We start from the raw sequence: 24,641 nt of genomic DNA on the forward strand, positions 1-24,641 counted from the left end.
GGACGACATGCGCGGCTTCGTGGTGCTGCCCAAGCGGTGGATCGTCGAGCGGTTCTTCGCCCACCTGATGCGCACCCGTCGTCTGGTGCGTGACTTCGAACGCCGCACCGCCAGCGCCGAGGCGATGGTCTACTGGTCGATGACCCTGCTCATGACGCGCCGCCTTGCCCGGCCGGGCCCTGGGCGAGGGTGAACCGGCCCGGCTGCCGCTCGGCCAGCCAGCCCCGCGCGACCAGGCGTTTCGCCTTCGACCGCAGCGCTTCTACCTTGGCCGGCACCGCGTCCAGGCCGAACATCACGGCCAACTCCTGGCAGCTCAGCGGGCCTTGATGGAGCCGGTGCCGGTCCGCGAGGGCCGCGAGGATGCGCTGATAGTCCACCGACAGCACCGACCAGTCCAGCCCCTCACGCCATACCGGCACCTGCGACTTCGGTTTTGCCGCCTGCCTGGCCCCTGAGAGCGTGTCCGTGTTCTGTGGGCCGGGAGCGGCCTTCTGATCAGCGATGTTGCCGTCGTCCGTAGCTAGGACGGTGCCCACTCGTCTGCGGGCGATCGCCCACTCCTGCCATTCCTGCTCGGCCGCGGCCAGCTCGGCCTGGATGCGATCGGCTTCCTCCCGCAGCCCGTCGACTCGACGGCGAGCAGCGAGCTCGTGCTCTTCCAGCAGTCCGACGACCGACGGCATCCGCAACCTCCCGAGGAGCGACAACACGACACGCCACCACTCCCACCGAGTCACCCACGCTATGCCTGACCAGCGAAAACGCCGCCCTCAGATTCGGAACGACAACAGCCACTAAGCTTCGAGAACCCTCCTGCGCTGCCTCACGAGGTCGTGGTCCAGATGTTGGAGCGGGCTCTGCTCGACCGCTCGGCTGAGGGCGAGGCGGCGAGTGTCCTGGTCGGGACCGCGTTGAACGACGACGACGCGGAGTTCGTCGAGCACTGGTGCCTGCAGATCGGGACGCGGGCTGTGCCGGGAAGTCCGCTGCTCGGGCTGGCCGGCCTGTGCCTGGGACACGCCGCCCGACGCTTCGGGCGTCTCAGTGATGAAGCCCTGGCACTGGCGGAGGCGCTGGCGGCGCGGGCCGAGGCGGACCCGACGGAGGTGGACGGTAGAGCCCTGGACGGCTATGACGACGTCCGGAGCTTCCTGCACCGGTGGTGACGTGCAGGCAGGCTGCATTGACCCTGTTCACGAGGGCTTTGAGGCGCTTGTCGACAGCGTTCTTGTTCCGCCAGATGTGCTGCCCTGGACCTTGTGGGTGGGATGGTCGGGTGCCGTCGAGGGCGAAGTAGCGCAGGGCGGTGAACTGGGCCTCGATGCGGTTGAGCCAGGAGCTGTTGGTCGGGGTGTAGACGATCTCGACGTTGTTGGCCTCGGCCCAGTCGGCGACACGGTGGCAGCGGTTGGTGGTCATATGCGGGGAGTAGTTGTCGCAGATGACCGCGATGCGCTTGCCGACGGGGTGGAGGGAGCGCAGATAGCGGCAGAACTCCAGGAACTCGGAGCAGTTCTTGGTCTTCTTGATGTGGCCGTATAGCTGGTCTTTGCCCAAGTCGTAGGCGGCGAACAGGTGCCGGACCCCATGCGGGCGGGTGTAGATCGCGCGGCGTCGCGGGCGCGGTTCGCGGTCGGATTCCTTGTGCCTGCCGCCACGTGCGGCCCACTGGCGGCCGGGGTGGGGCTGGAGGTTGAGCGGCCCGAATTCGTCCAGGCAGAACACAACTTCGGGTTCGCCCGGCTCAGGCCGGACCTCGCCGTCGGCGATGGCGTAGAGGTGCTCGACGCGGGCCTTCTTGACCGCGCAGTCGGGGTCGCGGGAGGTCTTCCAGGTCTTCAGGCGTTGAAAAGTGACGCCTTCCTCGCGGAGCAGGATGCGCAGGCCCTCGTGGCTGATGTCGTCGACCACCCCCTCGGCGACCAGGAAGTCGGCCAGTTTGACCAGGCTCCAGGTCGAGAACGGGAGGCCGTGCTCGACGCTTGGACTTGGCGATCTTCTTGATCTCGCGGCGTTCGGGCAAGGTGAACGTCTTGGGCCGGCCGCCCTTGTACTTCGGGTAGAGCGAGGTAAAGCCATCGGCGTTGAAGTTATGGATCATGTACCGGACCCGGTCGGGGCTGGTGAACGCCACCTCGGCAATCTTCGCCACGTCCATAGCCTGCACTGATAAGAGCACCAGTTGGGCCCGCCGTCAGGTCACCACCGATCCGGTGCCTCGGCGGACGATCCGCAGCAGCCGCCGTCCCTCGTCGTCATCGATCTCGCGGCCCCGTACACGCTCAGCCACCCGCCCGGCATGACGCACACCACGCCGCCCGGATCACCAGCCGGACAGCGCGTCCTACAGGGCGAACGTTGCTTGATGCGGCACTAGGAAGGCGAGCGGCCGGCGAACAACAAGATCGCCGGCCGGGTCTTCGACGACCTGTACGACCGCTATCTCGACGGTGAGACCCAGGAGCCTCCGCCCGAACGCATCGCGGCCTACGTCACCGCACTTCTTGAGCGATGGTGCGACATCACCGAGGACAAGGAAGAGACCTCGCCCCGGTCAGTAGGGCCTCTGATCGACAGTGCAAGTGGTCCGCCCATCTGCTTCGGGATGGGCTGGAGCAGGGCCGAGGAAACCTCAGCCTACGCGGCAGACCTGGCAGATTCGATGGGGCTGGTCTGCTTCGGCGTGCAGCAAAACGGACTCAGGCCCTGAGTACGGTGGCTAATCGGCCGTAGCCGATGAGGGCTGCGGTGATGCCGACGAAGGCGAGGAAGTGCTCGGCTTTGCGTTCGTAGCGGCGATGCAGGCGTCGGCTGCCGGCAAGCCAAAAGACCGTTACCATCCCTGCACATGACAATGCGGGGGTGGCGACTGGGCGTCGTGGCGGTGCTGGCTGCGCTGTGTGCCTCCGGTCTCGGACGGCCGGACGTCATCCGTACGGCGTCGGACCTTGGCCCCCTCCCAGCCGACCGCTACGAACTCACGCCGCAGGACTACCAGCGATCGCGGCAGGCATTGGCGTTGCTGGTCCGGCAGTGCATGGCGGAGCACGGCCACCCGGCCTTCCCGCTCGACCCCCGCTACCCCAGCGATCCCATCGTCGCCACTGCGGTAAGCACCGACTACGGTGCCCTGGATCTCACCGCCGCCCACCGCTGGGGCTACGGCTGGGACCCGGCAAAGTCCCGGGCTCTTCGACCGAAGGGCCGCCGGATGACTAACGCCGAGTACGCAGACTTCCCCGCCTGCAACGCGGAGTCGAGCCGGCGGCTGATGCGCGGCATCGACGTCAAGCGCGACTGGCTCTACGCAAGTACACGGACGATCGAGGTCGACAAGGCCGTCAATCACGATCCGCGCCTCCGTAAGGCGTGGGATGTGTGGTCCCGCTGTGTGGCAGAACAAGGATTCACGCGCTATCCCGACCCCCAGGCGGCGTACACGGACACTGCCTGGCAGCGGGGCAGTGACGGCAACACCCGGCATACGCCGCGGGAGCGGGCCACCGCCGCCGCAGACGTCACCTGCAAGCGCCGCCACCATACGGCCGAGATCTGGCACGCTGTCCAGGCGCGGAAACAGGCCGCGGACATCACCAGGCACCGTGACCGCTACGCCGCCGGGCTCCAGGCGCTGCGGACGTACCGGGCCACCATCGCCGAGGTGCTGCGGAAGCTCGGCTAGTGCTGTGACCGGGAAGGTTCGCCGGGCTGGGAACGGACAAGCAGGTTGATGGGCTGGGCAGCCTGCGCACTGGGCGTGGGAAGATCGCGCCGTGACTATCACACTGCATGACTTTGACGGTGAGCACTCGCTGACGCTCGCTACCGGTGGCCTGGCCGCTGATGCTGCAGTAGTTGCCGCCGGACACGAGCCGAATGGGTACTTCTGGGAAGGTCTTGTGCAGTTCGCCTGGCCGGATCTTGCTGAGCGCCTCGATTTCGACAGCGAGGGCGGTATGTTCTGTGCGCTCGGGAGCTTGAATGACCTCGCGTGGCTCAAGACTGCCCTTGAGCCCGTGATCTCGAGCCCCAGCGTAGTTCGCGAGATTGTTGCCAGTGCTGATATGGCAGGCTTCGAGTTCGACGACTAATGCTGTGACCAGCAGGTCTGTCCGGTTCAGGGCGCAAGCTGGAGAGGTCTGCCGCCCCAGCGTATGTGTTTCTCGCTGCGGATGCGGGCGCGTTCGCGTCGTTGGGCGGCGAAAACGTCGGGTGGCGGGCGTTCTTGTGGCGCCAGCGAAGGTAGGCGTGCAGGGCCCTGGTCTGGACAGTGTGGTTCGGGTGGTGGGAGTTGGCGAGGGCCGGATCAAGGCCGCCTCCTTCCTCAGGGACAAGAGCCTGAGGGCGTGCGACTTCGACGCCAATCCCAACATCGACCCGGCCACCGTCAACACCTTCCGCGACCTGCGAATGGGTCAAGAAGGGAGAGCCGCTCTGCCTGATCTGCGACTCCGGCACCGGCAAGTCCCACCTGCTGATCGCCCTGGGCCCTGAGGCTGCGATGCACGGCTTCCGCGTCCGCTACGTGCTAGCCACCAAGCTCGTCAACGAGCTGGTCGAGGCCGCGGACGAGAAGCAGTTGTCGAAGACGATCGCCCGTTACGGCCGTGTCGATCTTTTGTGCATTGATGAACTCCGATACATGGAGCCTGACCGCAGGGGCGCTGAGCTGCTGTTTCGTTCTGACGGAGCGCGAGGAAAAGATCAGAATCGCCGTCGCTTCGAGCGACGGTTTTAGCGGGTGGACGAAGACGTTCACCGATTCCCGGCATGCGCGGCCATCGTCGACCGGCTGACCTTCAACGGCGCCATCATCCGGACCGGCACCGAGTCCTACCGCATCGCCCACCCCAAGGCCCAAGCCGCACAAGCCCAGGCCAGCTGACCGGGCGTCACACGGGAGGGGCCGCCTGACAACCGACCGAACCAGCGGGCCGTCCAGGAGCCGCCATGAGGTTGAACCTGCGACGCGGGTCAAGCGATGAGCAGGCGGAGGCCGAGATCTGCCGCGTCGAGGTCGGCGAGGTCGCTGTTGCGCTCGGCCCACCGGCCGGAGTCGAGGTCGTCGCTGAGGCTTCGCACCGCCCGCTGCTCGGCCTGCGGTCCGACCCTCGTCCACACCGACATCGCACGGCGCACGTGATCCTGCAGATACGCCCCCGGTCGGCGCCAGTACGCCTCGAACAGGCCGTCAGCGCAGTCCCACGGGATGGGCACCGGCTCAACGCGGGCGCCGATCGCGTCGGCCATCCCAGCAAGCGAGGGAAACTCCGCGAGGACGGCGGCGAACTCGGGCAGGTAGTCGCGGGTGAGCCAGAACCGGTCCTTCAGGTGGCGCAGCTTCTCGTCTGTGAGATCGAGAGCTTCCACGTCCATGCGGGACTCCCTCAAGGCCCGTAGCGCCGTCAGGTCGATCGCCTCCCGGGGGTCCGGCCTCCGGCTCCTGGTCGTCGTGCTCGGGATCAACGGCCGGGGGCGCGAGCAGTTGCTCGGGCATCGCCGCCTTCTGGTGTGCGACGACGTCGTACGCCCGGCCCCTCGCGGCGGTGACGGTGGTGTGCAGCCTCTCGCGGAGCACCGCGCCGGCGAGGACGGCCCGCTCGTACTGCAACGGGACGCGGGGGATCTCCCTCTCCCCCGGCTCCAGGTCCGAGAGCCGGGGCGCGGCCGGTGTGCCCGGGTCGGCCGGGGGCTCCCGGTCCGCTTCCGGGAGGGTGGCCGGCGGGCGGCGGGCGGGTTGGAGGTCGACCAGGGACCAGCGGGCGGTGTAGGGGCGGTAGGCGGGCAGCAGGCCACGCAGCGTCTTCGGCTCGCTGATGTCCACGCAGTACGTGGCCATGGCGGCGTCCACGATTCGCTCGTCCAGGCCCGGCTCGCGGCGGCGGCCGCGCAGGACGAGAGTCAGGTGACGGCGGGCTTCTCGGCGAGCAGATGCCGACGGTGGAACCGGCCCCCGTGATTCATCACGAACACCGTCGCGACGACGTCGATGGCCGCCAGGGCGACGTCGACCAGGGCGGCGACCCGGGCCCGGATCGCCGCCGCTGCGACACGGGCACTCGAGGAGAGCGTTGATGACGTCGGCGGCCACCCCCGAGGTGCCGATCGCTACTCCTCCGGCTCCCAGAAATGGGCCTTCAGCCGCCGCAACGACGACACCACCGCCGTCTACGGCTCCAAAGCCACCACCGGCACATGGACCCACCTCGTCGGCGTCTACGACGGCCCGACCAACACCCTCAACCTCTACGTCAACGGAACCCTCACCGCGACCAAAACCTTCGCCGGCACCCCCTGGCCCGCCACCGGCCCCGTCCAGATCGGCCGCCGCCTCTACCAGGGCACCTACGGCGAATACGCCAACGCCGACATCAGCAACGTCCAGCTCTATGGCACCGCGCTGCCCCCATCCGAGATCAGCGCACTCGACTACGACCAGACCCCCTACACACAACTCAGCTGAGCAACCACGCGCCGTGCGGGCCCTGGCTCTCCCATAGCCGGGGCCCGCATGCCGACACCCGCTCGCCAGCCGGCAGCGGTTTCACCGGTCCTGGGGCGAAACGATGCCCACTTCGGAGGTTCGAGCAAGTGTTTATGGTCTGCCCCTGCCAACTACTGCTTCCGCGGGCGCGTCATCTTCGCCGCGATTCGGTTCAGCCTGGCCCAGGCCCCGGTCGGAGACCACAAGTGCGAAGCTTCGGCGCGCAGGCACTCGCGTCCCGGCCCGCAGTCTCGTCAGGTGGTGGTGGGCCAGGTCCGCAGCAGAGCGGCGATCTTCCCGGCCGTGCAGGCGGGGTCGAGGAGCAGATCCTTCAGGGCAACCGCATCCTCGCGGGCAGGCTTGACGGGGATCCCGGCGGCTTCGAGGTACATCACCCCGCAGGCAGCGGCGACGGCGAGGTTGGAACGCTCCAGCCAGCGGCACCGGCCCAGAGTGTGCACCAAGGCGGCGGCCTTAGCGTAGGGGCCGTCGTAGACGGGCTGCTCGAACAGCTCTGCCCGGTGGCGGGCCACAGCCGACACGGGAACGCCATAGTCGTCAGGGGCCGGATCGTTCACCCCGGCGGCCTCAGCGACCTGCAGAATCCAGGGAACGTCGATGTGCAGATCCATCAGGCTGCACGCGCCCCCCGCGGAGCCTGCTGCGCTTCCTCGGCCTCGTCGAAGACAGCCTGGTGTTCGGCCAGGAACCGGGCGGCCGCGTCCACCGCGCGGGCACGCAGCCCGCTGGCGTCGTCCTGAACCAGCCTGGCGAGGTATTCCCCGATACTCAGCCCTAGGTCAGCGGCACGCTTCCTCGCGAGCTCCGCAACGTCCTCATCCACACGCGCGCCCAGCTGTATCTTCGCCATACCCGCATGGTAACAGTTGTTACCGCACTGTGCGGGCGTCCGTCCGGTGAGCCGCGGCACCGGCCGGGACCCGCCCCCGTGGGTGGCGTAGACGGGCGTAGCCGTCCGGCCAGGCTGAACATCGGTTACAGCAACGATCCCAACATGATCGGTAGCGGATCGAAATCATGACGGCATGGACATGCCCATTCGGGCCTCATAGGCTCTCGATCCATGTTTGCCGCTGTCGACACACATTCGGATGCCTACCAGGCGGGACAAGTCCTTGCCCCGTTTATCCTGGCTGCCATCGCCCTCGTCATCCTCTGGACGGCGACCCGCAAGTGGCGTCAGCCCAAACCTGTCACGATCCCCGAGGACCTGGACGCCACCGCCAAGCTCGCGCGGGAGCGAACCCGTCGAGTCGTCATCGGCACTGTGGTCATTGTCGTGGCTGCCACGGCGATGGCTGCGCCCTACATGCACCGGTCCGACGACTTCGGCAGCGCCGCATCCAAGGGACCCACGAATCTCACCGTCACCCCGCCGGCCACCCTCAGCAGCTACAGGCTGATGACCGGCGCGCAAGCGGACCGGCTCAACGCCCAGATGGCCGGGAAGCTGCCCAAACACTACGCCGTCGTCTTCTACACCACCGCAAGCAAGCCCACTCAGCCCGTGCTGGAGGTCTTCAGTGACACCAGCACCACCGACCCACAGCTCGCGCAGGAGCTCGCCCAGCACTCGGCTGCCTACGAGAACACCGATCTCATGGCCGGAGCACACATCACCGACGCCAAGGATTTCAATCCGGGCTCGGCCGGCGGAAAGATGCAGTGCGGCAAGAACAACGTCGTGCTCTGCGGCTGGACCGACTCCGGGACCATCGGCGGACTCCTGACCAACGTGACCAGTGGCCTCAACATCCAGCAGATCGCTTCCTTGACCCAGGAATTCCGGGCAGCCGCCGAACACTGAGAGACAGGACGGTCATCGCGCCGAGTGAAGTTTCCGGCGCGCGGTAGACGAGGATGCCGGCGCTCAATCCCCCAAGGTGGGCCCGCAAGCCCCACGATGGTGACGCCTCCAGCCGTCCGGAAGCCAAGGTGTTCGCGATCAACCCGATGGCCGCCGGCCGCTACCGCGACCAGCACAGCGTCTCGCGCAAGAAGTCGGACCCAGGCCTCGACGGACTAGGTCCGCTCCCTCACGGCGCAGGGCGGTCACGAGCTTGGCGAAGCAGCGCGGGCTCAGCCCGGTGAACGGGCCTATCCAAGACGGCTGCGACGCCGTGATCACACCAGCCACACCGAGATCATCCCAGCACGGTCACAGGCGTGGGCTGACCCCCACCGTCACGACTCCCACCACAAGTCCATGTTCTTGTGGACGCGCTCGCGCAGACAGCTTGAGTGGGAGAACACAAGCTGCCGGACGTTGCTGGAGTGCGCAGGACCAAGCCGGAGCTCATTCGCAACTTGGTCCTGCTCGAGATCCACGACGAGCCAGCAGAAGCAACAGGTGGGGTTCCGGTCCAACGACGCACTCCTTCATAGTCCTGCCAACGGGGCAGAGCACGTCACACCCTACGTCCGGAACAGCACGCCAGAGCGGGACAGGCTTTAGCTGGGCGCCGAGCCACGGCCAACCGTTCACGAGGTCGTTAGGCCTGCCGCCAGATCCGGCGGCCGTGCCGGTCGAACTGCGTGGCCGTGACCCGCTCGATGGCCTCCCGCCGTCGTTGCTGGCCCACCCGGTAATAGCCCTGTGTCGTGCTGAGCTGGCGGTGGTCCATGAGCTCCTTGAGCACGTCGGGTGCGACGCCGGCGCCAGCGTGCCGCTGGGCGTAGCTGTGACGGTAGGCGTAGAGGAAGACGCGTGCCTTGTCGAAAGGGATCTGCTGGTTTGTGCGCCGCCCGTCGGTTTCCACGACGACGTTGAGGTAGAGGTCGGGCGGTCCGTTGACCCAGGTGCGGTGCGACTGGGTGAGCAGGGCCTCGCTGATCGTCTTGATGCCGTGGGGGTTGCGCATCTGCGTGGCAGCAGCGCCAGGTCCTTCGTGGGAGTGTTCGGGAAGCGCCGTCGCACAGTTTCCTGCTGCCGGGTGATCAGTGCGGCGGTCGCCGTGGCGATGGGCAGGCGCCGGCGCAGGCGGTGGGACTTGTAGGGTCGTGGATGAGGACGGCTGGCCGTCTTCATCGGCATAGAGGCAGTCCCAGCGCAGATAACTGACCTCCTGAGGCAGGCGCCCCGTGTTGATGATCAGTTCCACCGCGATCCTGATGTGCGGGGGCGCGATGGCATCGAGCGCGTCCAGCTGGGAGCAGCGCTGCCGCATGACCTCCTGCGGGAGGTCCTTGCCGGCCTCGGAGTCCTCGGCCTCGTCCGGGATGTCCTCTTCTCTGAGGACCACGTCACCGGGCAGCCCGTCCAGCGGCTGGCCGGGGTCCGTCAGCCCCAGAGAACGACGCATGCGGCGCAGGACCTGGCGGAACTTGGTGATCCTCTTGTAGCGGCCGTCCGCGGACAGGGCGCCCTCCTGCTGCAGGAACGCCTGCCGGTGGAGGAAGGCGACGATGTCCGACCGGCCCAGGCGGCGGGGGTCCGTCCCGCCCGCAGGGACGGTGAGCCGTCCCCTACGTTCCCGCCTCGACAGGATCCAGGGTCGCAGGCAGACTCCGGTGTCCGTTGGAGATGAGGGAAGGAACCGGCTCGATACGGGCGGCGGATCGGGCCAGTGCAAGGGAAGGGAAGCGCTGGAACAGGGTCGGGAGAGCAGTGGCCGCCTCCATGCGGGCGAGCGGTGCGCCCAGGCAGTAGTGAACGCCGTAGCCGAAGGCAAGATGGTCCTTGATCTCGCGGGTCGCGTCGAAGACACCTGCTGACGGGCCGTGGTGCTCGGGGTCCTGGCCGGCGGCTGCGTAGGACGCCAGGATGGCGTCCCCCTTCAGGATGGTCGTGCCCGCGACGGTGATGTCCTCGACGGCATAGCGCAGAGGCAGGTGGGCCACGGGCGCGTCGACGCGCAGGCTCTCTTCGATGACATCGGTCCAGGTGACTTTGCCGGTGCGGACCAGGTGGAGCTGGTCGGGCGAGGTCAGCAGCGCATAGACGGCGTTGTCGAGAAGGTTCACGGTCGTCTCGTGGCCGGCAGCGATGATCAGCAGGAGCGTGTCGACAACTTCGGTCTCAGTCAGTGACTCGTTGCTGTCGCCAGAGGCGATCAGGTAGCTCGTCAGGTCGTTCCCCGGTTTCCTCCTGCGGTAGTCGATCAGGTCGTTGAGCAGGTGGTAGGTGGCGTGGTGGTTGGCGGCAGCGTCCTCTGGGCCGAGTCCCGTGTTGAAGATGTTGTCGATGCAGGCGCGGATGCCGACCGCGATGGAGCCCTCGGGGACGCCCATGAGCTCCGTGATCACCAGCGTCGGAATCACGTATGCGAAGTGCTGTCGCAGGTCAACCACGCCGTCGATCACGGCACCAGGCAGATCATCCAGGACACTCGCCACTATGCGCTCGACCCGAGGGAGCAGCTGGGCCGTTCTGCGGGCGGTGAAAGCCGGCGTCACCAGTCTGCGGAGCCTGCGGTGGTCGCTCCCATAGGCGGTGAACATGTTGGTGACGGACACCCAGGCGTACAGCGGCCACTCGGGCGTGATCTTGCCGGCGATGAATCGGGGCCAGTGCTGACGGGGGTCTTTCGATACCCGCGGATCGGTCAGGAGTTGCTCGAGCAGAGTGTGGCTGCTGATCGACCACGCCGGGACGTCACCGGGAAGGATCACTTTCGTGACGGGACCGCGGGCACGGAGTTGGGCGCCTTCCGCGCGTATGTCGTGACCTGCCGGGTCGAGAACGTACGGATCGTCGGTTGGCAACTGACTGCCTCTCGTTGGTGTGCAGTGGTTTGCCGATGGCCTCGGTCTGCGACCTGGCCGGCAGATGCGACCAGCGTGGACGGACTGGTCACGTCGGCAGGCGCTGGGCGCTGCATTGCGATTGTGCTGTGTAGTCGACGGCGTGGCGATTCCGCCTGTGGCCGGTTGGCCGGGATATGAATCGAGGTTGACGGCGGTCCGTCGGCAGAAAGCCACTTGTGGGCGACGGTGTCGGGGCGGCGCCCTTGGTGACCGGCATGGAGAGTTCGTCCAGAAGCCCGGCGGTGAGCTTGGCCAAAACGACATCGCAGGCATCGGCTGCGGGTTGAGTCAGGACACCCCGCTCCAGCACGGGCACGGTGTTGTACAAGGGTTGTCCCGCAACTGATCTTGGTGTGAAGGCCGTTGGTCAGGACTGGCTCCTGGGGACCGCGGGGCGCTCCGCCGCCGCGGTCGCGTCGTTCTCGTGGCCTGTCCGGTTTGATCACTTGGGTGTCCAAGGCCGCCCTGGGTGCGACGGGTGGTAAGAGCGGCAGGGTCCCCCCTTACTGATCGTTTCAGAATGAGACGATCTGGCTAGGCAGCCGTCGAGGCGTTGAAGGATCTGTGTGAACTCGCCGTTCTGGATCAGACCAGCGAGGATCTGGATCATGTTGCTGATGCCGGCATCGCGGACGATGAGCCCGTCCGAGCACCAGAAGTAGCGGCCTGCGAGGGGTTCCCCACTGGCGGCCCATCGCTTCATGAGGATCTCGACCCGGGCGAGGGTGATGATGGTCGCGCTCCACCGGGAGCCGTCCTTGAGGTCCACGAAGAACTCGACGTTGTCCACGGACTCCAAGTCTTCGCCGGCACTCGGCAGAAACGCGGCCTCGAACTGCTCTGTGTGGACCCGGTACCAGGGTCCGTCCCAGCTGCCCGGCGTTGTGCTGTGGCTCGTCGGGCGAGTGTGCCGGGCCGATTCGGCCTCCTCAACCGCTTTGTTCTGGCACGCTGCCGGCGAAAACAGCGATCTCGTACCCGATGACCTGTGGGAGCGGATAGCCCCGCTGATTCCGAACCCGGCCGCCGCGGCGGCACCGGTTTCCCGGACGGAAGCCGGTCGACGACCGTACCGCGCCGGCCGGGATCGTGTATGTCCTGCGCAAGGGCGTGTCCTGGGCAGACGTCCCGTCCGAACGGATCGGCTGCTCCGCAGTCACCTGCTGGCGGCGACTGCGGGACTGGGCCGAGGCCGGGGTATGGCCCCGCCTGCATGAGGCCCTGCTCGTCGAGCTGCGACGTGTCGGCCTGCTGGACATGGACGACTGCGCGATCGACGGCTCGCACGTCAGGGCGCTCAAAGGGGGGCGCACACTGGGCCTTCGCCGGTCGACCGCGGCCGTCCCGGCAGCAAGCACCATGTGATCGTCGACCGCCATGGCACCCCGCTTGCCGTCTCGCTGACCGGTGGCAACCGGCACGACGTCACCCGGCTCATCCCGCTCTGGACGCGATTCCGCGCATCCGAGGCCGGCGTGGCCGTCCGCGCCACAAGCCGAAGTGCCTGTACGGCGACCGAGGCTATGGCTTCCGTAAGTACCGCCGACTCCTGTGGGTCCGCGGCATCATGCCGAAGATCGCCTGACGCGGCGCCCGGCACGGCTCCGGCCTGGGCAAGTCCCGTTGGGTGGTAGAGAGAACCTTTGCGTGGCTGCACCAGTTCAAGCGCCTGCGCATCCGCTTCGAGATACGCGCCGAATTCCACCAGGGACTCCTCCAACTCGCCTGCGCCATCATCTGCTTGAGATGGCTACGCACCGCATTCTGAAACTCTCAATAAGAGGGCATCTGATCTAGATGGTTGGTGTTCTGGGATGTTTTTGTGATGGGTGGCGTTGACGGTCGTTGCACGGAGTGTGAGTGCTCGCCGCCCGTAGCGCAGTGACGTGTCCGATGCCCGCTGGGCCTTGATCGAGCCGGTGTTCACCGCCTGGAGGGCGAAACGGGCCGGCCCCGGCACGGCGGCCCGTGTGCACGACTGCGGGAGATCGTCAACGCGATTCTCTACGTCAACCGACAGAAGACGTAGCGACATCAGCAGGTCATGCAGGGCGTCGATGTCGAGGCGCCCACGGTTCACGGCGCCGTACGGCGAGCCGTAGCCCCGCTGTTGCTCGGCCAGCAGCAACAGTTCGACGGGTGCCCTGGTCGGTCCGTCCGTGCACAACAGTGCGTCGGTCAGTTCGAAGAACGCGTCAGCCCGTGCGGACAAGCAGCTGTAGAAGGCCGTCCGAAAGCGTGACAGTTCGGCGAATGCATCCCGTCCACCGACCTGCGGCAGCACACTCATCCCACAGCCTTCCTGGTGAACGCCCCTACTCTGTCGCAGAGTTCAGGATCACGAGGAAGGCCGCCCTCATACCCTGCGATCACTCCAAAGAGCGACCATCCGACCGGGCCCGAGGTTAAGGAACAAGCTCAGACGACGTGGCGGCCGCCGTCCACGGTGAGGACATCGCCGGTGGTGTACGCAGCCTTGGTGAGGTAGTGGACGGCCTCGGCCACGTCCTCCGGCGAACCGACACGGCGCAGGGGCGTGTTGGCCGTGACCCAGTCGCGGGACGTCTCCCAGACCTGCTCGGCCTCGTCGTACCAGGGTGTGTCGATGAGGCCGGGGGCGATGGCGTTGACCCGGATGCGGGGGCCGAGTTGGGTGGCGAGCAGGCGGGTCAGGTGGTTGAGGGCGGCCTTGCTGACGGCGTAGGGGATGGAGCTGCCAAGGGCTCGGGTGGCGGAGACCGAGGAGATGTTGACGATCACGGCAGCGTCCGACTGCTGAAGGTGCGGCACGGCGGCAGTGGTCAGTTGCCAGACGCCGAAGAGGTTGACGTCGAAGATCCCGCGCCATGCGGCGGCGTCGGCGGCCTGGACGTCGTCCAGGGGGATGAAGCGGGTGGCGCCGGCGTTGTTGACCAGGATGTCCAGGCTCCCGTAGGCGTCGACCGCGCTCTGGACGATCCGCCGGGCGTCCGCGGGGTCGGCGACGTCTCCCTGCACGTAGACGGCGTCGGGCAGTTCAGCCGCGAGTTCCTTGCCCGCGACAGCGCTGCGCGCAGAGTTGACGACGATGCGTATGCCGTCGGCGGCCAGCCGCCGGGCGACGGCGGCTCCGATCCCGGACGACGAACCGGTGATGAGGGCCACGCGGCGCTCGCTCATGCCCGCGCCTTATGAGATTGATCGTTGACGTGTTCGAGGCGTGGAACCCAATCTATCGGAATGCGGAATTAGTATTTCACTATACGGAATTAACTTCTGAAGAAGTGGGCGAATCCGGGCAGAGAGGCCCGATGGCGCCCTCACTCCTCGATGGCCTGCGACCTCAGTGCATCCGGGGCGACTCCGTCGCTTCCGTGCCCCGGGACAAGGGCGCGTGCCATCCGTCGAACACCACGGGGGGATTCATGCGTGTGTCATCACCGACCCAGCAGGCACAGGAGGCCGGCCAGCATGCGGAGCAGGTGCGGAGCGAGCCGCGGGGCGTGCACCGCCTGGTCGCGCAGCGCGTGCGGGAGGCCCCCGAGGCGCCGGCCGTCCGAGAGACGCTCACCGGGCGTGAACTGACCTATCGGCAGCTGTGGGAGCGCGCCGGCCGGCCGGCCGCCTCGCCGAGCACGGCGTCGGGCCCGGCGACCTCGTCGCCCTGGATCTGCCGCACGGCGCCGACCTCGTCACCGCTGTTCTCTTCAAGTTCCTGTTTGAGTTCGCCCTTTATACCCGAGGAAGAGAAGACCACGTATCGAATTCCAAACGGATCACCCCCACTGAGGTTTTCTCAGCAGTGATCACTTCCAGATTGCATTGAGGACGAGGGCGGCGCGGGCGATGTCGCCGATCCGGCTCGGGCTGACCGTGACGTGCTTTGCTTGAGCTCGGCAGCGGTGCGCTCACCGAGGGCCCGGACATGCCGTAGCAGCATGTTGAGCATGCGGGTGTCGGAGTGAAGTGCCTGTTCGGACTTGCCCTTTGGGAGGCGGACCGGGATACGCATGCCGATGCCGGCTCCGATGTAGCCCTTGTCGGCCAGGGTCGGTAGGCCATCGGCCGCAGCCTTGTAAAGGGCGGGCAGAGCGTGGATGCGGGCGGCGGTGATGTCGGGGGTAGTACCGGGTTCGACGTCGGAGACCCACAGCGCGGTGCCGTCCGGGCCGGACAGGAACTGGATGTTCCCGCCGAACGCCTTGTGTTTCTGACTGAACCACAGGTCGTTCCCGTTGTCCCGGACGCCGGCGAGGCGGTCGGACTCGATCAGCGTGCCGTCCAGGATCACGTGTGTCATGCCCTCGCGTCGGCATCGGGCGAGGAGTTCGTGCAGGTCGGGGGCCTGGCCGGAGAGGACGTCGATGCCTTCGTGCAGGTAGCGGTAGCCGGTGGCCTGGGAGACGCCCGCTTCACGGGCCAGGCCATGCACGCAGCCGCGCTCGCGGAACCAGCGCAGTACCAGCACCGTCTGCCGGAACAGCCCGAGCGCGCGCGAGCCCTTCGGTGTGCCGATCCGCTGCCGGTGGGCGGACAGCGGCCGGGCGAGGAACTCGACGGCGTGGCGCGGGACGTCGAGCGTGGCAACATAGGTGACCAACGTGAAGCCTCTGGTTCAGCGGACATGATCTTGTGGTGAGACCTGTCCTACCAGGGGCTTCACAGCTGTCCATGGCCGGCAGCACCACGCGGCGAGGTCGGCTCAGAGCGCGATGAGACCCGCGGGTGTCGGCTTGAACCCGCAGGCGTCGAAGTAGAACGACCGCAAATCGTCCTCGAAGTCGACGTGCAGCCATTCGCATCCTCCTTCCCGGGCTTGCCGGGTGGCCTCCGCGATGAGTTCGGCTCCGATCCCCGAGCGGCGGTAGCTCTCTGCGACCACAGTGTCCAGGACGAACGCGTGAACACCGCCGTCCCACACGACGTTGACAAAGCCGATGAGGTTGCCGTCATGCCGTGCACAGACCCAGCCGAGGCTGTGGCGTTGCACCCGGGTCAGCCAGTCGACTTCCAGGGCCTGATGGTTGAAACCCGCTGCATGCAGCGCATTGACGGCTGCGTTGTCGAAGGCTCCCCGCCACTCATACGTGATCGTCATGGCGCGAGCGTAGACCGCCGTCCTTGCCCTTTCCTCCTCCGCACGCAAGATCGGAGGTGATCATCGCTGAGAAAACCTCACTCCCCCACTGAAACCAAAACACCGACCACTGGGGGTGGGCAGGCCACCCGGGCGGGCGGGCCGGCCGAAGTGGACCGGCACGGCGGGCTAGTACAGCACGCTCACCGGCAGCCCGGATGGCGACGGCAGTCCAGCGGCGGTCACCAACTCCTCCTCACGGTAAAGAAGTTTGAGCCCGGCTGCTGAGTGAGCGCCGTGAGGCTCTGGATGCGGATGATCACTCGGTGCGAGGAAAGCGGCGGTGCCTCATGAACAACGACAGCGCCGAGAAGATCCCTGAGCGACTCGTCGACACGGTGGAGGCCGGGCCGGGAGGCGCCGTGACCGACGAGGTCGGAGTCATCACCAGCGAGCTGACCGTGGCCACGACGCGGAACGCCGCTGGACGGGCCCACATCGTGCTCCAGTACGCGGGCGCCGAAAAGCGGTACACACTCACCGGCAGCCCCGCTCCCCTCCCCTCCAATGGGCTGCACGCTCTCCATCAGGACGTGCTCGAGCGCGTCCGTCACGGCGGTGGCACCGAAGCCCCGAACCAACGCCGCACCCCGCTCAGCCGGCCGAAGTGTTCTGTGTCGCCTCGCGTGCTTCGGTGAGGGCTCGCTGCCTGAGGTTGCCGCCGAACAACTGAATCGTGGTGGCGGCCAGGATGTCATCCCTGCCGATGGTCCGCCCGTCCCTTCTGCGGTTGGACGGGGCCCGCAGGGAATCCTTGAGCAACGGGGGTGGGGCCGGTTCGCCCGGCATTTCCAGGGTGACCGTACCGAAACGTTTGGTCCCGCCCTCGCGGACGACCATGGCCGCGTCCCGGGCGAGGTCCGTCAGGAACACGCTCGCGATTCCGTCCAGGTCGCGGACCATCGCTGGGACGGCCGTCGCCCCCTGGCTCCGCAGCAGCTTCTTGACCCCGGCCTCGAACCTGTGGGCGCCGACCACAGCACTCAGTTTGCGTGACTGGCTGCGCTTACGAGAAGGCACGATGACACCCTCGGCGTCGTACAGGACACCGGTCAGGCCTTGAAACGTCGGGCTGTGGTCGTACCACTTGTTCCCCACCTCGAGCTCGACGTTCCGGTCGATCGCCGAGAGAAGGTCACCGGGAATCAGCTTCTTCCGGGCCTCCTCCGCCGCCGCTCTCCTCGCGCCGTCGATGATCTCCGTCAGCACTGTACGCGTCACCGACGCGGCGGCCCACGCGGCCGAGCGAGAGACGTGCATCGAGGTCACATCCCTGAACACCGCTTTGACGAGAGACGGCTTGAACGGCGAGACATCCAGGACCGGGGCGGACTCGGGGCCGCTGTGCTCAGCGCGTGCGGGCTGTGTGGTCATCGGAAGAAACGCTCCCTGCTGTCGGAGTTATCAAACGGCCCACCCTTCACCACGCAGACCCGCTCTCTTCCGTCATCCTCCACAATGCGGTCGTGTTCGAGTTGGAGCAGGCCGTTGGCCCGCTCAGCGACGGCGTGGACGCCTCGGATCACGGCGTTGAACGCGTTCGAACTCGGCGAGTTCCCCGCCCTTGCTCCTCTTGACCAGGTGTCGCATGCCGTCTGCGACGTTTTCGTAGCCGAGGTCGGTCAGGGTGGGATGCCCAGGGTAGCGGCGAGCCGGTTCAGGGCGTCGACCAGGCCGTGTGCGCTGGCGCGGTGATGTCGTGCTCCCGGACCGGGGAGACCCACAATAGCCAGCCGTCCGGAGCCGAGATGACGTGCGCATTCCCTCCATGGCGCTCGTGCTTCCCAGACCACCACAGGCCCGCTCCGTTGGGACCGGCGGCGGCCACGCGGTCGGTGCGGATCTCGGTGCCGTCCAGGTCGAGGTAGCGAAGCACTATGAGAAGGCGTCCGCGTGGTCGCGCACCCACTGCTCGAAGGTGCGGGGCGCCCGGCCTGTGACCTCCTGAACGGTCGGCAGGACCCTCGACTCGTCGAGCGTGCCGTCCACGTAGAAACTGAAGAAGGCGTCGACGTACTCGACCGGCATCGACGCCTCCATCTCGGCCCTGGCCTCGGCGTTCGTCAGTCCCACGCAGCTCAGGTCCCGGCCAAGGCCTTCGGCCAGCACCGCGACCTGCTCCTCGGGCAGCAGCGCCTGAGGGCCGGTCACCGAATGGATCCTGCCGTCGTGTCCGTCATCCAGGAGCGCCCGTGCCACGACGGCGGCGATGTCGTACGGGTCCACGGCGGCGGCCCGTACGGTCGGAAACGGGACCCGTACCACGTCACCGGCCGCCAGCTGCGGGCGCCAGCGCAAGGCGTTCGACATGAACGCCCCCGAGCGGACGAAAGTCCAGGCCAGCCCCGAGTCGCGTACCGCCCGCTCGGACTCGAGCATGTAGCGCGCGACCGCGTTGGTGAGGTCGCCGCTCGCGGCCGAGCCGCCGGACAGCAGCACTACCCGCTGCACCCCTGCTCCGGCGGCCAGGGCCAGAGTGTCGGCCATGTTCTGGTAGCCCGGGAGCAGGAACAGCCCGTCCACGCCGGCCAGCGCGTCGGCGAGGGTGTCAGGGCGGTTGAGGTCGCCCACGACCGCCTCGGCGCCGGGGATCTCGCGGGGGCCGCGGACAAGTGCGCGCACCCGCTGCCCGGTCCCGGCCAGTGCCGCGACGACTTCGGTGCCCACGTTGCCGGTCGCGCCGGTCACCAAGTACATCGATCCCCCAAGTCCCGTGAGTTTCCCCTTACTTTAAGCGGCACGGAGCTTCCTGGTGGGTGATCGCGGGCCAAGATGGTCCGCATGACGGACGAGGTCTATTACAGGCGGGCCGCACGGCGGATGTGGCAGCAATTGGAGGCCGCGCACGCGCTGGTCTACTACGCGCCCGAGGTGTTCGAGGAGTTCGCCGCCCTCGGTTACGACGTGGCCACCAGGTGGCCGAGCTACTTCCCGCTGCGGTCGGCTCCGCTCGGCACTGCCGGGCCCAGGCAGGTGGCCGCAGCCTTCTACAGCTTCAGCCCGCGTATGGTCGCCGAGCACGTCCCCAGTGGCTGGAGCGTGGCCTCCCGTGACGAGGTGCTCGCCGCACGGATCCGGGGGGTCGATCGCGCGTACCGGTCGCTCATGGGTGACCTGATCGGCACGCCGGACTTCGCCGAGGCGGCGCGGCTGGTCCGCCGGGTCGCCGAGGCCGCCGACACCGCGGGGCGGCCGATGGCCGCGGCGAACGCGGACCTGCCCTGGCCCGACGAGCCGCACCTTGTGTTCTGGCAGGCCGTCACGATCATCCGCGAGCAGCGCGGTGACGGCCACGTCACGGCGCTGCTCGCAAGTGGTCTCGACCCGTGCGAGGCCCTGGTGTCCTTTGCGGCGATCGGCGCCGCACCGGTGGAGACTTTCCAGAGCCGTCAGTGGAGCGAGGACGCGTGGGCGGCCGCGGCGGACCGGCTGCGCTCACGGGGGTGGATCGACGACGACGGCAAAGCCACCGAACTCGGCGCCGAGGGCCGCGACCAGGTCGAACGGCTCACCGACCGGCTCGCCGCCGAGCCGTGGAAGGCCATCGGCGACAAGGGCGTCGACCGCCTCGCCAAACTGAACGGTCCGATCCTCAGCGCCCTGCTCCTGTCCGGCTTGTTCCCCGCCACCAACACCATCGGCATCGCAACGGTCCGCGGCCCGCAGTGGTAAGGGGACTTGCGCCGCGAGGTCAGGGTCTTCTCGTCAGAGAGCGGCGTCCGGTGCCGTGCATCGCAAGGCGCCGGATCGGCCTCGTGGGGGGCCTGCTCGGTCGATGTGGCAACGCCGCGAGGTACGGTGCCGGGCGTCGCGACAGGGCGAGCTTCGGCTGACGGGGCGCAAGTAGATCTCATGACAGCGCTTCAGCGTCGTTCGAGGGGCCAGGACGTTCGGTTCGTGGCGATCCCCTGCCCTGGCGCTCATCCAGTCGCCCCGGCACCGGGCAGCAACACGGCCGCGCCGAGGAGCCGGACACCGTCGGCACCCAATGGACCCCTCTACCTGCTCACCGGCAAGCGCCGCCGGCACGCCAGGGCCGTCATGATGTTCCGCAGCAGCGACAGGGCGATCGGCTCCGGGCGCACCGCCGTGGAGACCGGCGCCCTCACAGAGGACGGCACCGTCGCCGCGATCGTCGTCAACTCCTCTCGCCGGGCCGTGCGGGCCTGCTCCTTCAACGACAGCACCTGGGCACCGGAAGAGATCACCCTGCCCGAGGACCTGCGCACCGTCTCCAGGGCCGGCGAAGACGGGCACAGCGACTGGCTCCACCGGAGGACGCGACACGGCGCACGCGTGTCAGCGGCCCCTCGTTTACGACCGGACCGTGCAGCTCGGTTCCCCACCCTCCTACGGCGCCGAGCAGAGCTTCAGCCAGCCCTTCGCACCCACCGACTGCGACTCCGCCGCCACCTGCAACCCGCCCATCGCCACCGGCGACAGCAACATCTCGCAGCTGTCGCCGAACGCCAACGCACAGGGCGACGCCGTCAGCCTGCAGAACCACAACGGCACCGCGGACCTGGTCACACCCGGCGCCACCGGCGGCACCCTCGTCGACGCCGAAAGCCACTCCGTGATCTACAACGGCGGCTCTTCGAAGAAGCAGTACATCGGCGACACGGACCCCGGCGCCGGCGACACCAGCCACGTCCTGTCCACCCGCCCCATCTCCGCCGCCGCACTGTCCGGCTCCACGATGCGGGTCCCCGGTCCCGCCGCCGGAACGCCGACCCGGATCGACCTCACCACCCAGGGCACCGTCCAGACCGTCCCGACCAACGCCCCCTGCGTGCCCAACGAACTCCAGGCCACCGCCCAGCACTGGGTGTACTGGTCCTGCGTAACCGGGCCCGGCCGGCGTGCACGACATGGCCACCGGTATGGGGATGGGGGCGGGCTGTCTACTGCGGAACGACGGCACCGGGAGACGGCGCGGATGCAGGCGGCTGAGCTGTTCGAGCAGAAAATCAAGCTGAGAGAGGTCGCACGGCGTCTGCGGGTGAGGCGGAAGTCGGCCTACCAGTGGCACCAGTTGTGGCGGGACGGCGGTGCTACGGCGCTGGCCTCCCGTGGCCCGAGTGGATCGCGATGCCGTCTGTCCCCGCGCTGCTTGGAGAAGCTGGCTGAGTAACTCGAGCAGGGCCCGGCTGCGCACGGCTGGGTGGAGGATCAGGTGTGGAGGGGGTCGAGGGTGGCCTCGCTGGTCGGCAGGAAGTTCCACGTCTGCTACAGCGTCTCGAGGGCCACGAGGCTGATGCGCCGGCTCGGCTTCAGCCCGCAGGTGCCCGCTCGGCGGGTCGCCGAACGCGATGAACAGGCCGTCACCGCGTGGAAGGAGGCGACGTGGGAGGAGGTAAAGGAGCTCGGGCGGCCTGCGGAGGGTACATCTGCTTCCAGGACGAGGCAGGCTTCACCCGACGGCCGCCCAAAGGACGCACCTGGGGCCAGCGCGGTCGCACACCGGTCGTGACCGTCAGCGGGCGACGCTCGGGGCGCCTGTCGGTGGCTGGGCTGATCGCGACACGGCCCGGTTCCCGGACCCGGCTGTGCCACCGTCTGCGTACCCACCCAGCCGAAAAGGGCAAGCGCCGCAGCATGGGCGAGCGGGACCTCGTCGCGCTGGTCGACGGTGTCCATCAGCTCGTCAAGGCGCCGATCGTGCTGGTGTGGGACCGTCTGAACACGCACGTCTCCCACGCCATGCGTGAGTTGCTGGCCAACCTCGCCGTCGTCGCCCTCGACCGCCTGGAAACACTCGTCCGCAACCGCCTCAAACGCCCCCCGTACCGGCCCGACACCCTCGACGGTTTCATAGCGGGCACCGGCCTCACCCTTGACGTTCCGACATCGTCTTGACGAGCCGAAGTCAGTAACTCGTGCGTGGGGTCGAGCGGCAGAGGTGGAGGATCATCCGGTCTTTCCGGCTCACCTGACGCGGCGGCGGGGCCACCAGCCTGTTCCGGGCACACGGAGCCGCACCCGCCTGGGTCGCGATACCGGTGGCGCTTGCCCGAGCCGTCACGAGGGGAACCTCTCTGGGCGGAAATCCGCCAGCAACTCATCTCTCGTCCCGCTGAGGATCTCCCAAGCGAGCAGCCGGCCGATTACCGGCCCGAGCGTGATGCCGCTGTGGGAAACGGCCTCGTAGTATCCCGGCACAGACGGCACCGCTCCCACCGAGGGGAATCCGTCGGTCGGGATAGGCCGGTGGGCTACCCGTGTCTGTGCGATGCGGGAGTTGCCGAGCTCGGGAACGACGCGCCGCGCCGATTCGAGGAGCAGCCGTGCGAGTTCCGCTGGGTCTTCGCCAGTGTCGATGAGTGCGTCGATCTCACGGCTATGGAGAACCACCGAAGCGCCCCCGTCAGGACGGATCTCGATGTGAGGCGCGTGCATGGCCCGGCGAACCGGGACCTGAGCACAGTCGATCCGGGTGACGACACCGGGTTCCCGGCGCATCGGCAAGTGCCGTCCGATGAGCCCGGCGACGTGGGAGGCGCTGGGGCCCGCTGCATTCACGACGATGTCGACGTCGAGACAGCTCCCATCGGACAGAGTGACTCTCCGAATGCTCCCGTCGGCACCGGTGCCGACCTCACAGACCGCGGTGCCGGACCGGAGTTCGGCGCCAGATGCAACAGCCTGGCCGACCAGGCGGCCGACGAGTTGACGTCCGTGCACCCATGCTTCGTCGGGGTAGAACACGACTGGAACCTCGCCGGGCATCGTGAGAGCAGGTTCGAGGCGGCGCACCTCAGCCCCCGTGCACACCTCGACTCGGTAGTCCCAGCTTGCCAGCACTCCGGCTGTTTCCAGAAGCTTCATCTGCGCTGCGGGATCGTCGGTCCAGCGCAGGTGGCCGCTGGGATACCACCATGAATCCGGCCCGATAGCCCTGGCAAGCTCACGATGGGCTGCCATGCCCGCGACGTTCAGGTCGAAGTAGGACTTGCGCGCGGTCTTGTTGCTGGCATTGACCCACGAGAAAGACCAGTTGGTGACGCCTTCTCCCGGCCGGCCTGCGTCAATGAAGACCACCTCGGCGCCCTGTCGGGACAGGTTCCAGCCCACGCTGGCTCCGAGGATGCCCACTCCGATGACAGCAACACGTTCAGGCCGCTTCACGGACCCGATCCTCACGAACGCCCCCTTCCCAAGTCACCAGCGAACTCCCGTTCCTAGCATGCAAGCACCAGCCACCGCCTGCCGCGGTTGTCCGTGCCTAGGGAAGCCTCAACCCGACCCCCGTCCCCATACCTCACACACCCCGGGATACAGCCCCCGATCCGGGCCCATCAGGGACTTGAAGGAAGTTCACCCTGACGAACCGAAGTCAGTAACGACCCACCCCGCCTTGCTCCGAGGAGACGAGACAGCTCCGACCCGCGTCGCACGGGCTTCGCAGCCCGTCGCCGCGTCCGGTATCGCAAAACGGCAAGTAAGCGGCTGAAACTCTTATAGAGTCCCCGTGCACTCGCTCGATCTCAAAGGGGGGTCCTTTGCGCGCTCTTCTTGCTGTCCCAGCGGTGGCTGTCGCCGTGGCCGGTGTCTTCTTCAGTGCACCGGCCACGTCTGCGGTGACGCTCCCGTCGACCAGCACCCCGAACCGCAGGCTGCCAGCTGATATTCCCGCACGTCGACTATAAATGACAGGAAAAGAGCATGAGCCGTCCGCCCGCCCTCACTCGCGATATGCTGGAGACCGTGTTTGATCCGGCTGAATTGATTGTAGCGCCGGAAGAAGGCCTACCTACTATCGGCGACCCCGACGCCAGAAAAGTCTTGGGAACGCTGGGAATTCCGGTCTGGGACAATCCGTGGTTCGACATAGACGCTGAGTTGGCAGTCTCGTTCGGGCGGGTCGAGGATTGGGATGACAAACTCACCGACCGTTACTCCGTCGTCCCAACGGGGGCGGACAAGTGGATCAGTCTGGGCATGATCCCCTATGACGGTCTTGCCTTCGATCCTGATACTGGCACCGTCTACTGCCTTCCCGACGACTCCGAGATCTACCTGTGGAACAGCTCGCTCCGGTCTTTCGTGCACTTCCTGTACCTCCTCCAACTGGAACGCCCGCACTTCGACGCGCAATGGGAAAGCGAGATCGAGGTGCCTTACGACCCCGAGGCCGCCCAAGCCCGAGTCCGGACGGCCATGATGTCTGTGGATCCCGAAGCCCTGGAGAACCCCGATTCCCGCTGGCACGGGGTCCTTACGTACATCGTGGATCCCGAACACCATTTCCTTTGAGGACCACTAGAGCGT

21 protein-coding genes and 11 pseudogenes are annotated in these 24,641 nt (G+C 67.4%); 11 read left to right on the plus strand and 21 right to left on the minus strand.

Annotated features, from left to right (window positions below; all coding sequences use genetic code 11):
• A pseudogene (locus ABB07_RS00315) lies at window positions 1-193 on the plus strand (IS5 family transposase); the annotation flags it as partial.
• Here ABB07_RS00315 and ABB07_RS00320 read toward each other — a convergent pair.
• The 3 genes and pseudogenes from ABB07_RS00320 to ABB07_RS00330 form a co-directional block, all read right to left on the minus strand.
• Window positions 150-686 (minus strand): hypothetical protein, encoded by a 537-nt coding sequence (locus ABB07_RS00320; RefSeq protein WP_208896672.1) that lies wholly within the window; start codon window positions 684-686, stop codon window positions 150-152. The pseudogene ABB07_RS00315 and the gene ABB07_RS00320 sit on opposite strands and share 44 nt — an antisense overlap.
• 493 nt (window positions 687-1,179) lie before the next feature.
• Window positions 1,180-2,293 (minus strand): annotated as a pseudogene (locus ABB07_RS00325) (IS630 family transposase); the annotation flags it as partial.
• A gap of 409 nt (window positions 2,294-2,702) precedes the next feature.
• Window positions 2,703-2,843, minus strand: a complete 141-nt coding sequence (locus tag ABB07_RS00330) for a hypothetical protein (RefSeq protein WP_208903830.1) — start codon at window positions 2,841-2,843, stop codon at window positions 2,703-2,705.
• A gap of 8 nt (window positions 2,844-2,851) precedes the next feature.
• Between ABB07_RS00330 and ABB07_RS00335 the strand changes: the two genes are divergently transcribed.
• On the plus strand, window positions 2,852-3,685 hold the full coding sequence (locus ABB07_RS00335) for a hypothetical protein (RefSeq protein WP_244189137.1): 834 nt from the start codon (window positions 2,852-2,854) through the stop codon (window positions 3,683-3,685).
• 91 nt (window positions 3,686-3,776) lie between these two features.
• Window positions 3,777-4,094: an Imm51 family immunity protein gene (locus ABB07_RS00340; RefSeq protein WP_208896673.1), complete on the plus strand. Its 318-nt coding sequence runs from the start codon at window positions 3,777-3,779 to the stop codon at window positions 4,092-4,094.
• A 26-nt stretch (window positions 4,095-4,120) separates the two neighbouring features.
• Here ABB07_RS00340 and ABB07_RS40355 read toward each other — a convergent pair.
• Window positions 4,121-4,302 (minus strand): annotated as a pseudogene (locus ABB07_RS40355) (IS630 family transposase); the annotation flags it as partial.
• Between ABB07_RS40355 and ABB07_RS00345 the strand changes: the two are divergent.
• Window positions 4,300-4,888 (plus strand): annotated as a pseudogene (locus ABB07_RS00345) (ATP-binding protein); the annotation flags it as partial. The pseudogenes ABB07_RS40355 and ABB07_RS00345 sit on opposite strands and share 3 nt — an antisense overlap.
• An 89-nt stretch (window positions 4,889-4,977) precedes the next feature.
• Here the strand turns inward: ABB07_RS00345 and ABB07_RS00350 are convergent.
• Window positions 4,978-5,412, minus strand: a pseudogene (locus ABB07_RS00350) (MerR family transcriptional regulator); the annotation flags it as partial.
• 580 nt (window positions 5,413-5,992) lie between these two features.
• On the opposite strand from ABB07_RS00350, the gene ABB07_RS00355 reads away from it, so the two are divergent.
• Complete coding sequence (locus tag ABB07_RS00355; protein ID WP_208896674.1) at window positions 5,993-6,466, plus strand: LamG domain-containing protein; 474 nt, start codon at window positions 5,993-5,995, stop codon at window positions 6,464-6,466.
• A gap of 275 nt (window positions 6,467-6,741) precedes the next feature.
• On the opposite strand, the gene ABB07_RS00360 is transcribed toward ABB07_RS00355, so the two are convergent.
• Window positions 6,742-7,119 (minus strand): fic family toxin-antitoxin system, toxin component, encoded by a 378-nt coding sequence (locus ABB07_RS00360; RefSeq protein ID WP_208896675.1) that lies wholly within the window; start codon window positions 7,117-7,119, stop codon window positions 6,742-6,744.
• Complete coding sequence (locus ABB07_RS00365; protein ID WP_208896676.1) at window positions 7,119-7,358, minus strand: hypothetical protein; 240 nt, start codon at window positions 7,356-7,358, stop codon at window positions 7,119-7,121. The genes ABB07_RS00360 and ABB07_RS00365 overlap by 1 nt, the downstream gene beginning before the upstream one ends.
• Before the next feature lie 213 nt (window positions 7,359-7,571).
• Here ABB07_RS00365 and ABB07_RS00370 point away from each other — a divergent pair, with 213 nt between their 5' ends.
• The gene (locus ABB07_RS00370) at window positions 7,572-8,315 is read left to right on the plus strand and encodes a cytochrome c-type biogenesis protein (protein ID WP_208896677.1); all 744 of its coding nucleotides are present in this window, start codon (window positions 7,572-7,574) and stop codon (window positions 8,313-8,315) included.
• 204 nt (window positions 8,316-8,519) lie between these two features.
• On the opposite strand, the pseudogene ABB07_RS00375 reads toward ABB07_RS00370, so the two are convergent.
• The 4 genes and pseudogenes from ABB07_RS00375 to ABB07_RS00390 all read right to left on the minus strand — a co-directional run.
• Window positions 8,520-8,645, minus strand: a pseudogene (locus ABB07_RS00375) (IS5/IS1182 family transposase); the annotation flags it as partial.
• Window positions 8,646-9,000: 355 nt separating this feature from the next.
• Window positions 9,001-9,810, minus strand: coding sequence for a hypothetical protein (locus ABB07_RS00380; protein WP_208896678.1), 810 nt, complete (start codon window positions 9,808-9,810; stop codon window positions 9,001-9,003).
• 163 nt (window positions 9,811-9,973) lie between these two features.
• Window positions 9,974-11,119, minus strand: a complete 1,146-nt coding sequence (locus ABB07_RS00385) for a cytochrome P450 family protein (protein WP_244189138.1) — start codon at window positions 11,117-11,119, stop codon at window positions 9,974-9,976.
• 577 nt (window positions 11,120-11,696) lie between these two features.
• Entirely contained in the window at window positions 11,697-12,074 is a 378-nt protein-coding gene (locus tag ABB07_RS00390) for a hypothetical protein (RefSeq protein ID WP_244189709.1), read from the minus strand.
• Between the two features lie 118 nt (window positions 12,075-12,192).
• Between ABB07_RS00390 and ABB07_RS00395 the strand changes: the two are divergent.
• A pseudogene (locus ABB07_RS00395) lies at window positions 12,193-13,022 on the plus strand (IS5 family transposase).
• A 118-nt stretch (window positions 13,023-13,140) separates the two neighbouring features.
• Window positions 13,141-13,271 (plus strand): annotated as a pseudogene (locus ABB07_RS40360) (transposase); the annotation flags it as partial.
• Between the two features lie 401 nt (window positions 13,272-13,672).
• On the opposite strand, the gene ABB07_RS00405 reads toward ABB07_RS40360, so the two are convergent.
• From ABB07_RS00405 to ABB07_RS00440, 8 genes and pseudogenes are all read right to left on the minus strand, one after another.
• On the minus strand, window positions 13,673-14,413 hold the full coding sequence (locus ABB07_RS00405) for an SDR family NAD(P)-dependent oxidoreductase (RefSeq protein WP_208896680.1): 741 nt from the start codon (window positions 14,411-14,413) through the stop codon (window positions 13,673-13,675).
• 406 nt (window positions 14,414-14,819) lie between these two features.
• Window positions 14,820-14,990, minus strand: a complete 171-nt coding sequence (locus ABB07_RS00410; RefSeq protein ID WP_208896681.1) for a hypothetical protein — start codon at window positions 14,988-14,990, stop codon at window positions 14,820-14,822.
• 49 nt (window positions 14,991-15,039) lie between these two features.
• A pseudogene (locus ABB07_RS00415) lies at window positions 15,040-15,833 on the minus strand (transposase family protein).
• 102 nt (window positions 15,834-15,935) lie between these two features.
• On the minus strand, window positions 15,936-16,331 hold the full coding sequence (locus ABB07_RS00420; RefSeq protein ID WP_208896682.1) for a GNAT family N-acetyltransferase: 396 nt from the start codon (window positions 16,329-16,331) through the stop codon (window positions 15,936-15,938).
• Window positions 16,332-16,552: 221 nt separating this feature from the next.
• Window positions 16,553-16,924 carry a hypothetical protein gene (locus ABB07_RS41675; protein WP_208896683.1) on the minus strand — a complete coding sequence of 124 codons (372 nt, stop codon included), beginning with the start codon at window positions 16,922-16,924 and terminating at the stop codon, window positions 16,553-16,555.
• Between the two features lie 40 nt (window positions 16,925-16,964).
• Window positions 16,965-17,744 carry a hypothetical protein gene (locus tag ABB07_RS00430; RefSeq protein ID WP_208896684.1) on the minus strand — a complete coding sequence of 260 codons (780 nt, stop codon included), beginning with the start codon at window positions 17,742-17,744 and terminating at the stop codon, window positions 16,965-16,967.
• Window positions 17,745-17,845: 101 nt separating this feature from the next.
• Window positions 17,846-18,237: pseudogene (locus tag ABB07_RS41875) on the minus strand (transposase family protein); the annotation flags it as partial.
• 8 nt (window positions 18,238-18,245) lie between these two features.
• Window positions 18,246-19,067 (minus strand): NAD(P)H-binding protein, encoded by an 822-nt coding sequence (locus tag ABB07_RS00440; protein WP_208896685.1) that lies wholly within the window; start codon window positions 19,065-19,067, stop codon window positions 18,246-18,248.
• Between the two features lie 84 nt (window positions 19,068-19,151).
• On the opposite strand from ABB07_RS00440, the gene ABB07_RS00445 reads away from it, so the two are divergent.
• The gene (locus ABB07_RS00445; RefSeq protein WP_208896686.1) at window positions 19,152-20,042 is read left to right on the plus strand and encodes an SCO6745 family protein; all 891 of its coding nucleotides are present in this window, start codon (window positions 19,152-19,154) and stop codon (window positions 20,040-20,042) included.
• Window positions 20,043-20,368: 326 nt separating this feature from the next.
• Here the strand turns inward: ABB07_RS00445 and ABB07_RS00450 are convergent, their stop codons facing one another.
• A complete protein-coding gene (locus ABB07_RS00450) occupies window positions 20,369-20,578 on the minus strand; it encodes a hypothetical protein (protein WP_208896687.1) in 210 nt (69 codons plus the stop codon).
• A gap of 620 nt (window positions 20,579-21,198) precedes the next feature.
• Here ABB07_RS00450 and ABB07_RS41880 point away from each other — a divergent pair.
• Window positions 21,199-22,229, plus strand: a pseudogene (locus tag ABB07_RS41880) (IS630 family transposase).
• A 162-nt stretch (window positions 22,230-22,391) separates the two neighbouring features.
• Here ABB07_RS41880 and ABB07_RS00465 read toward each other — a convergent pair.
• Entirely contained in the window at window positions 22,392-23,498 is a 1,107-nt protein-coding gene (locus ABB07_RS00465; RefSeq protein ID WP_244189141.1) for an NAD(P)/FAD-dependent oxidoreductase, read from the minus strand.
• Between the two features lie 537 nt (window positions 23,499-24,035).
• Here ABB07_RS00465 and ABB07_RS00470 point away from each other — a divergent pair.
• Window positions 24,036-24,626 carry an SUKH-4 family immunity protein gene (locus ABB07_RS00470; RefSeq protein ID WP_208896689.1) on the plus strand — a complete coding sequence of 197 codons (591 nt, stop codon included), beginning with the start codon at window positions 24,036-24,038 and terminating at the stop codon, window positions 24,624-24,626.
• The last annotated feature ends 15 nt before the right edge of the window (window positions 24,627-24,641 follow it).

This window comes from Streptomyces incarnatus (assembly GCF_001027185.1).
Lineage (GTDB): Bacteria > Actinomycetota > Actinomycetes > Streptomycetales > Streptomycetaceae > Streptomyces > Streptomyces puniciscabiei.

Bases quoted from the DNA above. Each gene is read 5' to 3' on its own strand.
- ABB07_RS00320 (WP_208896672.1), bottom strand. From the start codon at position 686: ATGCCGTCGGTCGTCGGACTGCTGGAAGAGCACGAGCTCGCTGCTCGC.
- ABB07_RS00330 (WP_208903830.1), bottom strand. From the start codon at position 2,843: ATGGTAACGGTCTTTTGGCTTGCCGGCAGCCGACGCCTGCATCGCCGC.
- ABB07_RS00335 (WP_244189137.1), top strand. From the start codon at position 2,852: ATGACAATGCGGGGGTGGCGACTGGGCGTCGTGGCGGTGCTGGCTGCG.
- ABB07_RS00355 (WP_208896674.1), top strand. From the start codon at position 5,993: ATGGCCGCCAGGGCGACGTCGACCAGGGCGGCGACCCGGGCCCGGATC.
- ABB07_RS00360 (WP_208896675.1), bottom strand. From the start codon at position 7,119: ATGGATCTGCACATCGACGTTCCCTGGATTCTGCAGGTCGCTGAGGCC.
- ABB07_RS00365 (WP_208896676.1), bottom strand. From the start codon at position 7,358: ATGGCGAAGATACAGCTGGGCGCGCGTGTGGATGAGGACGTTGCGGAG.
- ABB07_RS00370 (WP_208896677.1), top strand. From the start codon at position 7,572: ATGTTTGCCGCTGTCGACACACATTCGGATGCCTACCAGGCGGGACAA.
- ABB07_RS00380 (WP_208896678.1), bottom strand. From the start codon at position 9,810: ATGCGTCGTTCTCTGGGGCTGACGGACCCCGGCCAGCCGCTGGACGGG.
- ABB07_RS00405 (WP_208896680.1), bottom strand. From the start codon at position 14,413: ATGAGCGAGCGCCGCGTGGCCCTCATCACCGGTTCGTCGTCCGGGATC.
- ABB07_RS00420 (WP_208896682.1), bottom strand. From the start codon at position 16,331: ATGACGATCACGTATGAGTGGCGGGGAGCCTTCGACAACGCAGCCGTC.
- ABB07_RS00430 (WP_208896684.1), bottom strand. From the start codon at position 17,744: ATGACCACACAGCCCGCACGCGCTGAGCACAGCGGCCCCGAGTCCGCC.
- ABB07_RS00440 (WP_208896685.1), bottom strand. From the start codon at position 19,067: ATGTACTTGGTGACCGGCGCGACCGGCAACGTGGGCACCGAAGTCGTC.
- ABB07_RS00445 (WP_208896686.1), top strand. From the start codon at position 19,152: ATGACGGACGAGGTCTATTACAGGCGGGCCGCACGGCGGATGTGGCAG.
- ABB07_RS00470 (WP_208896689.1), top strand. From the start codon at position 24,036: ATGAGCCGTCCGCCCGCCCTCACTCGCGATATGCTGGAGACCGTGTTT.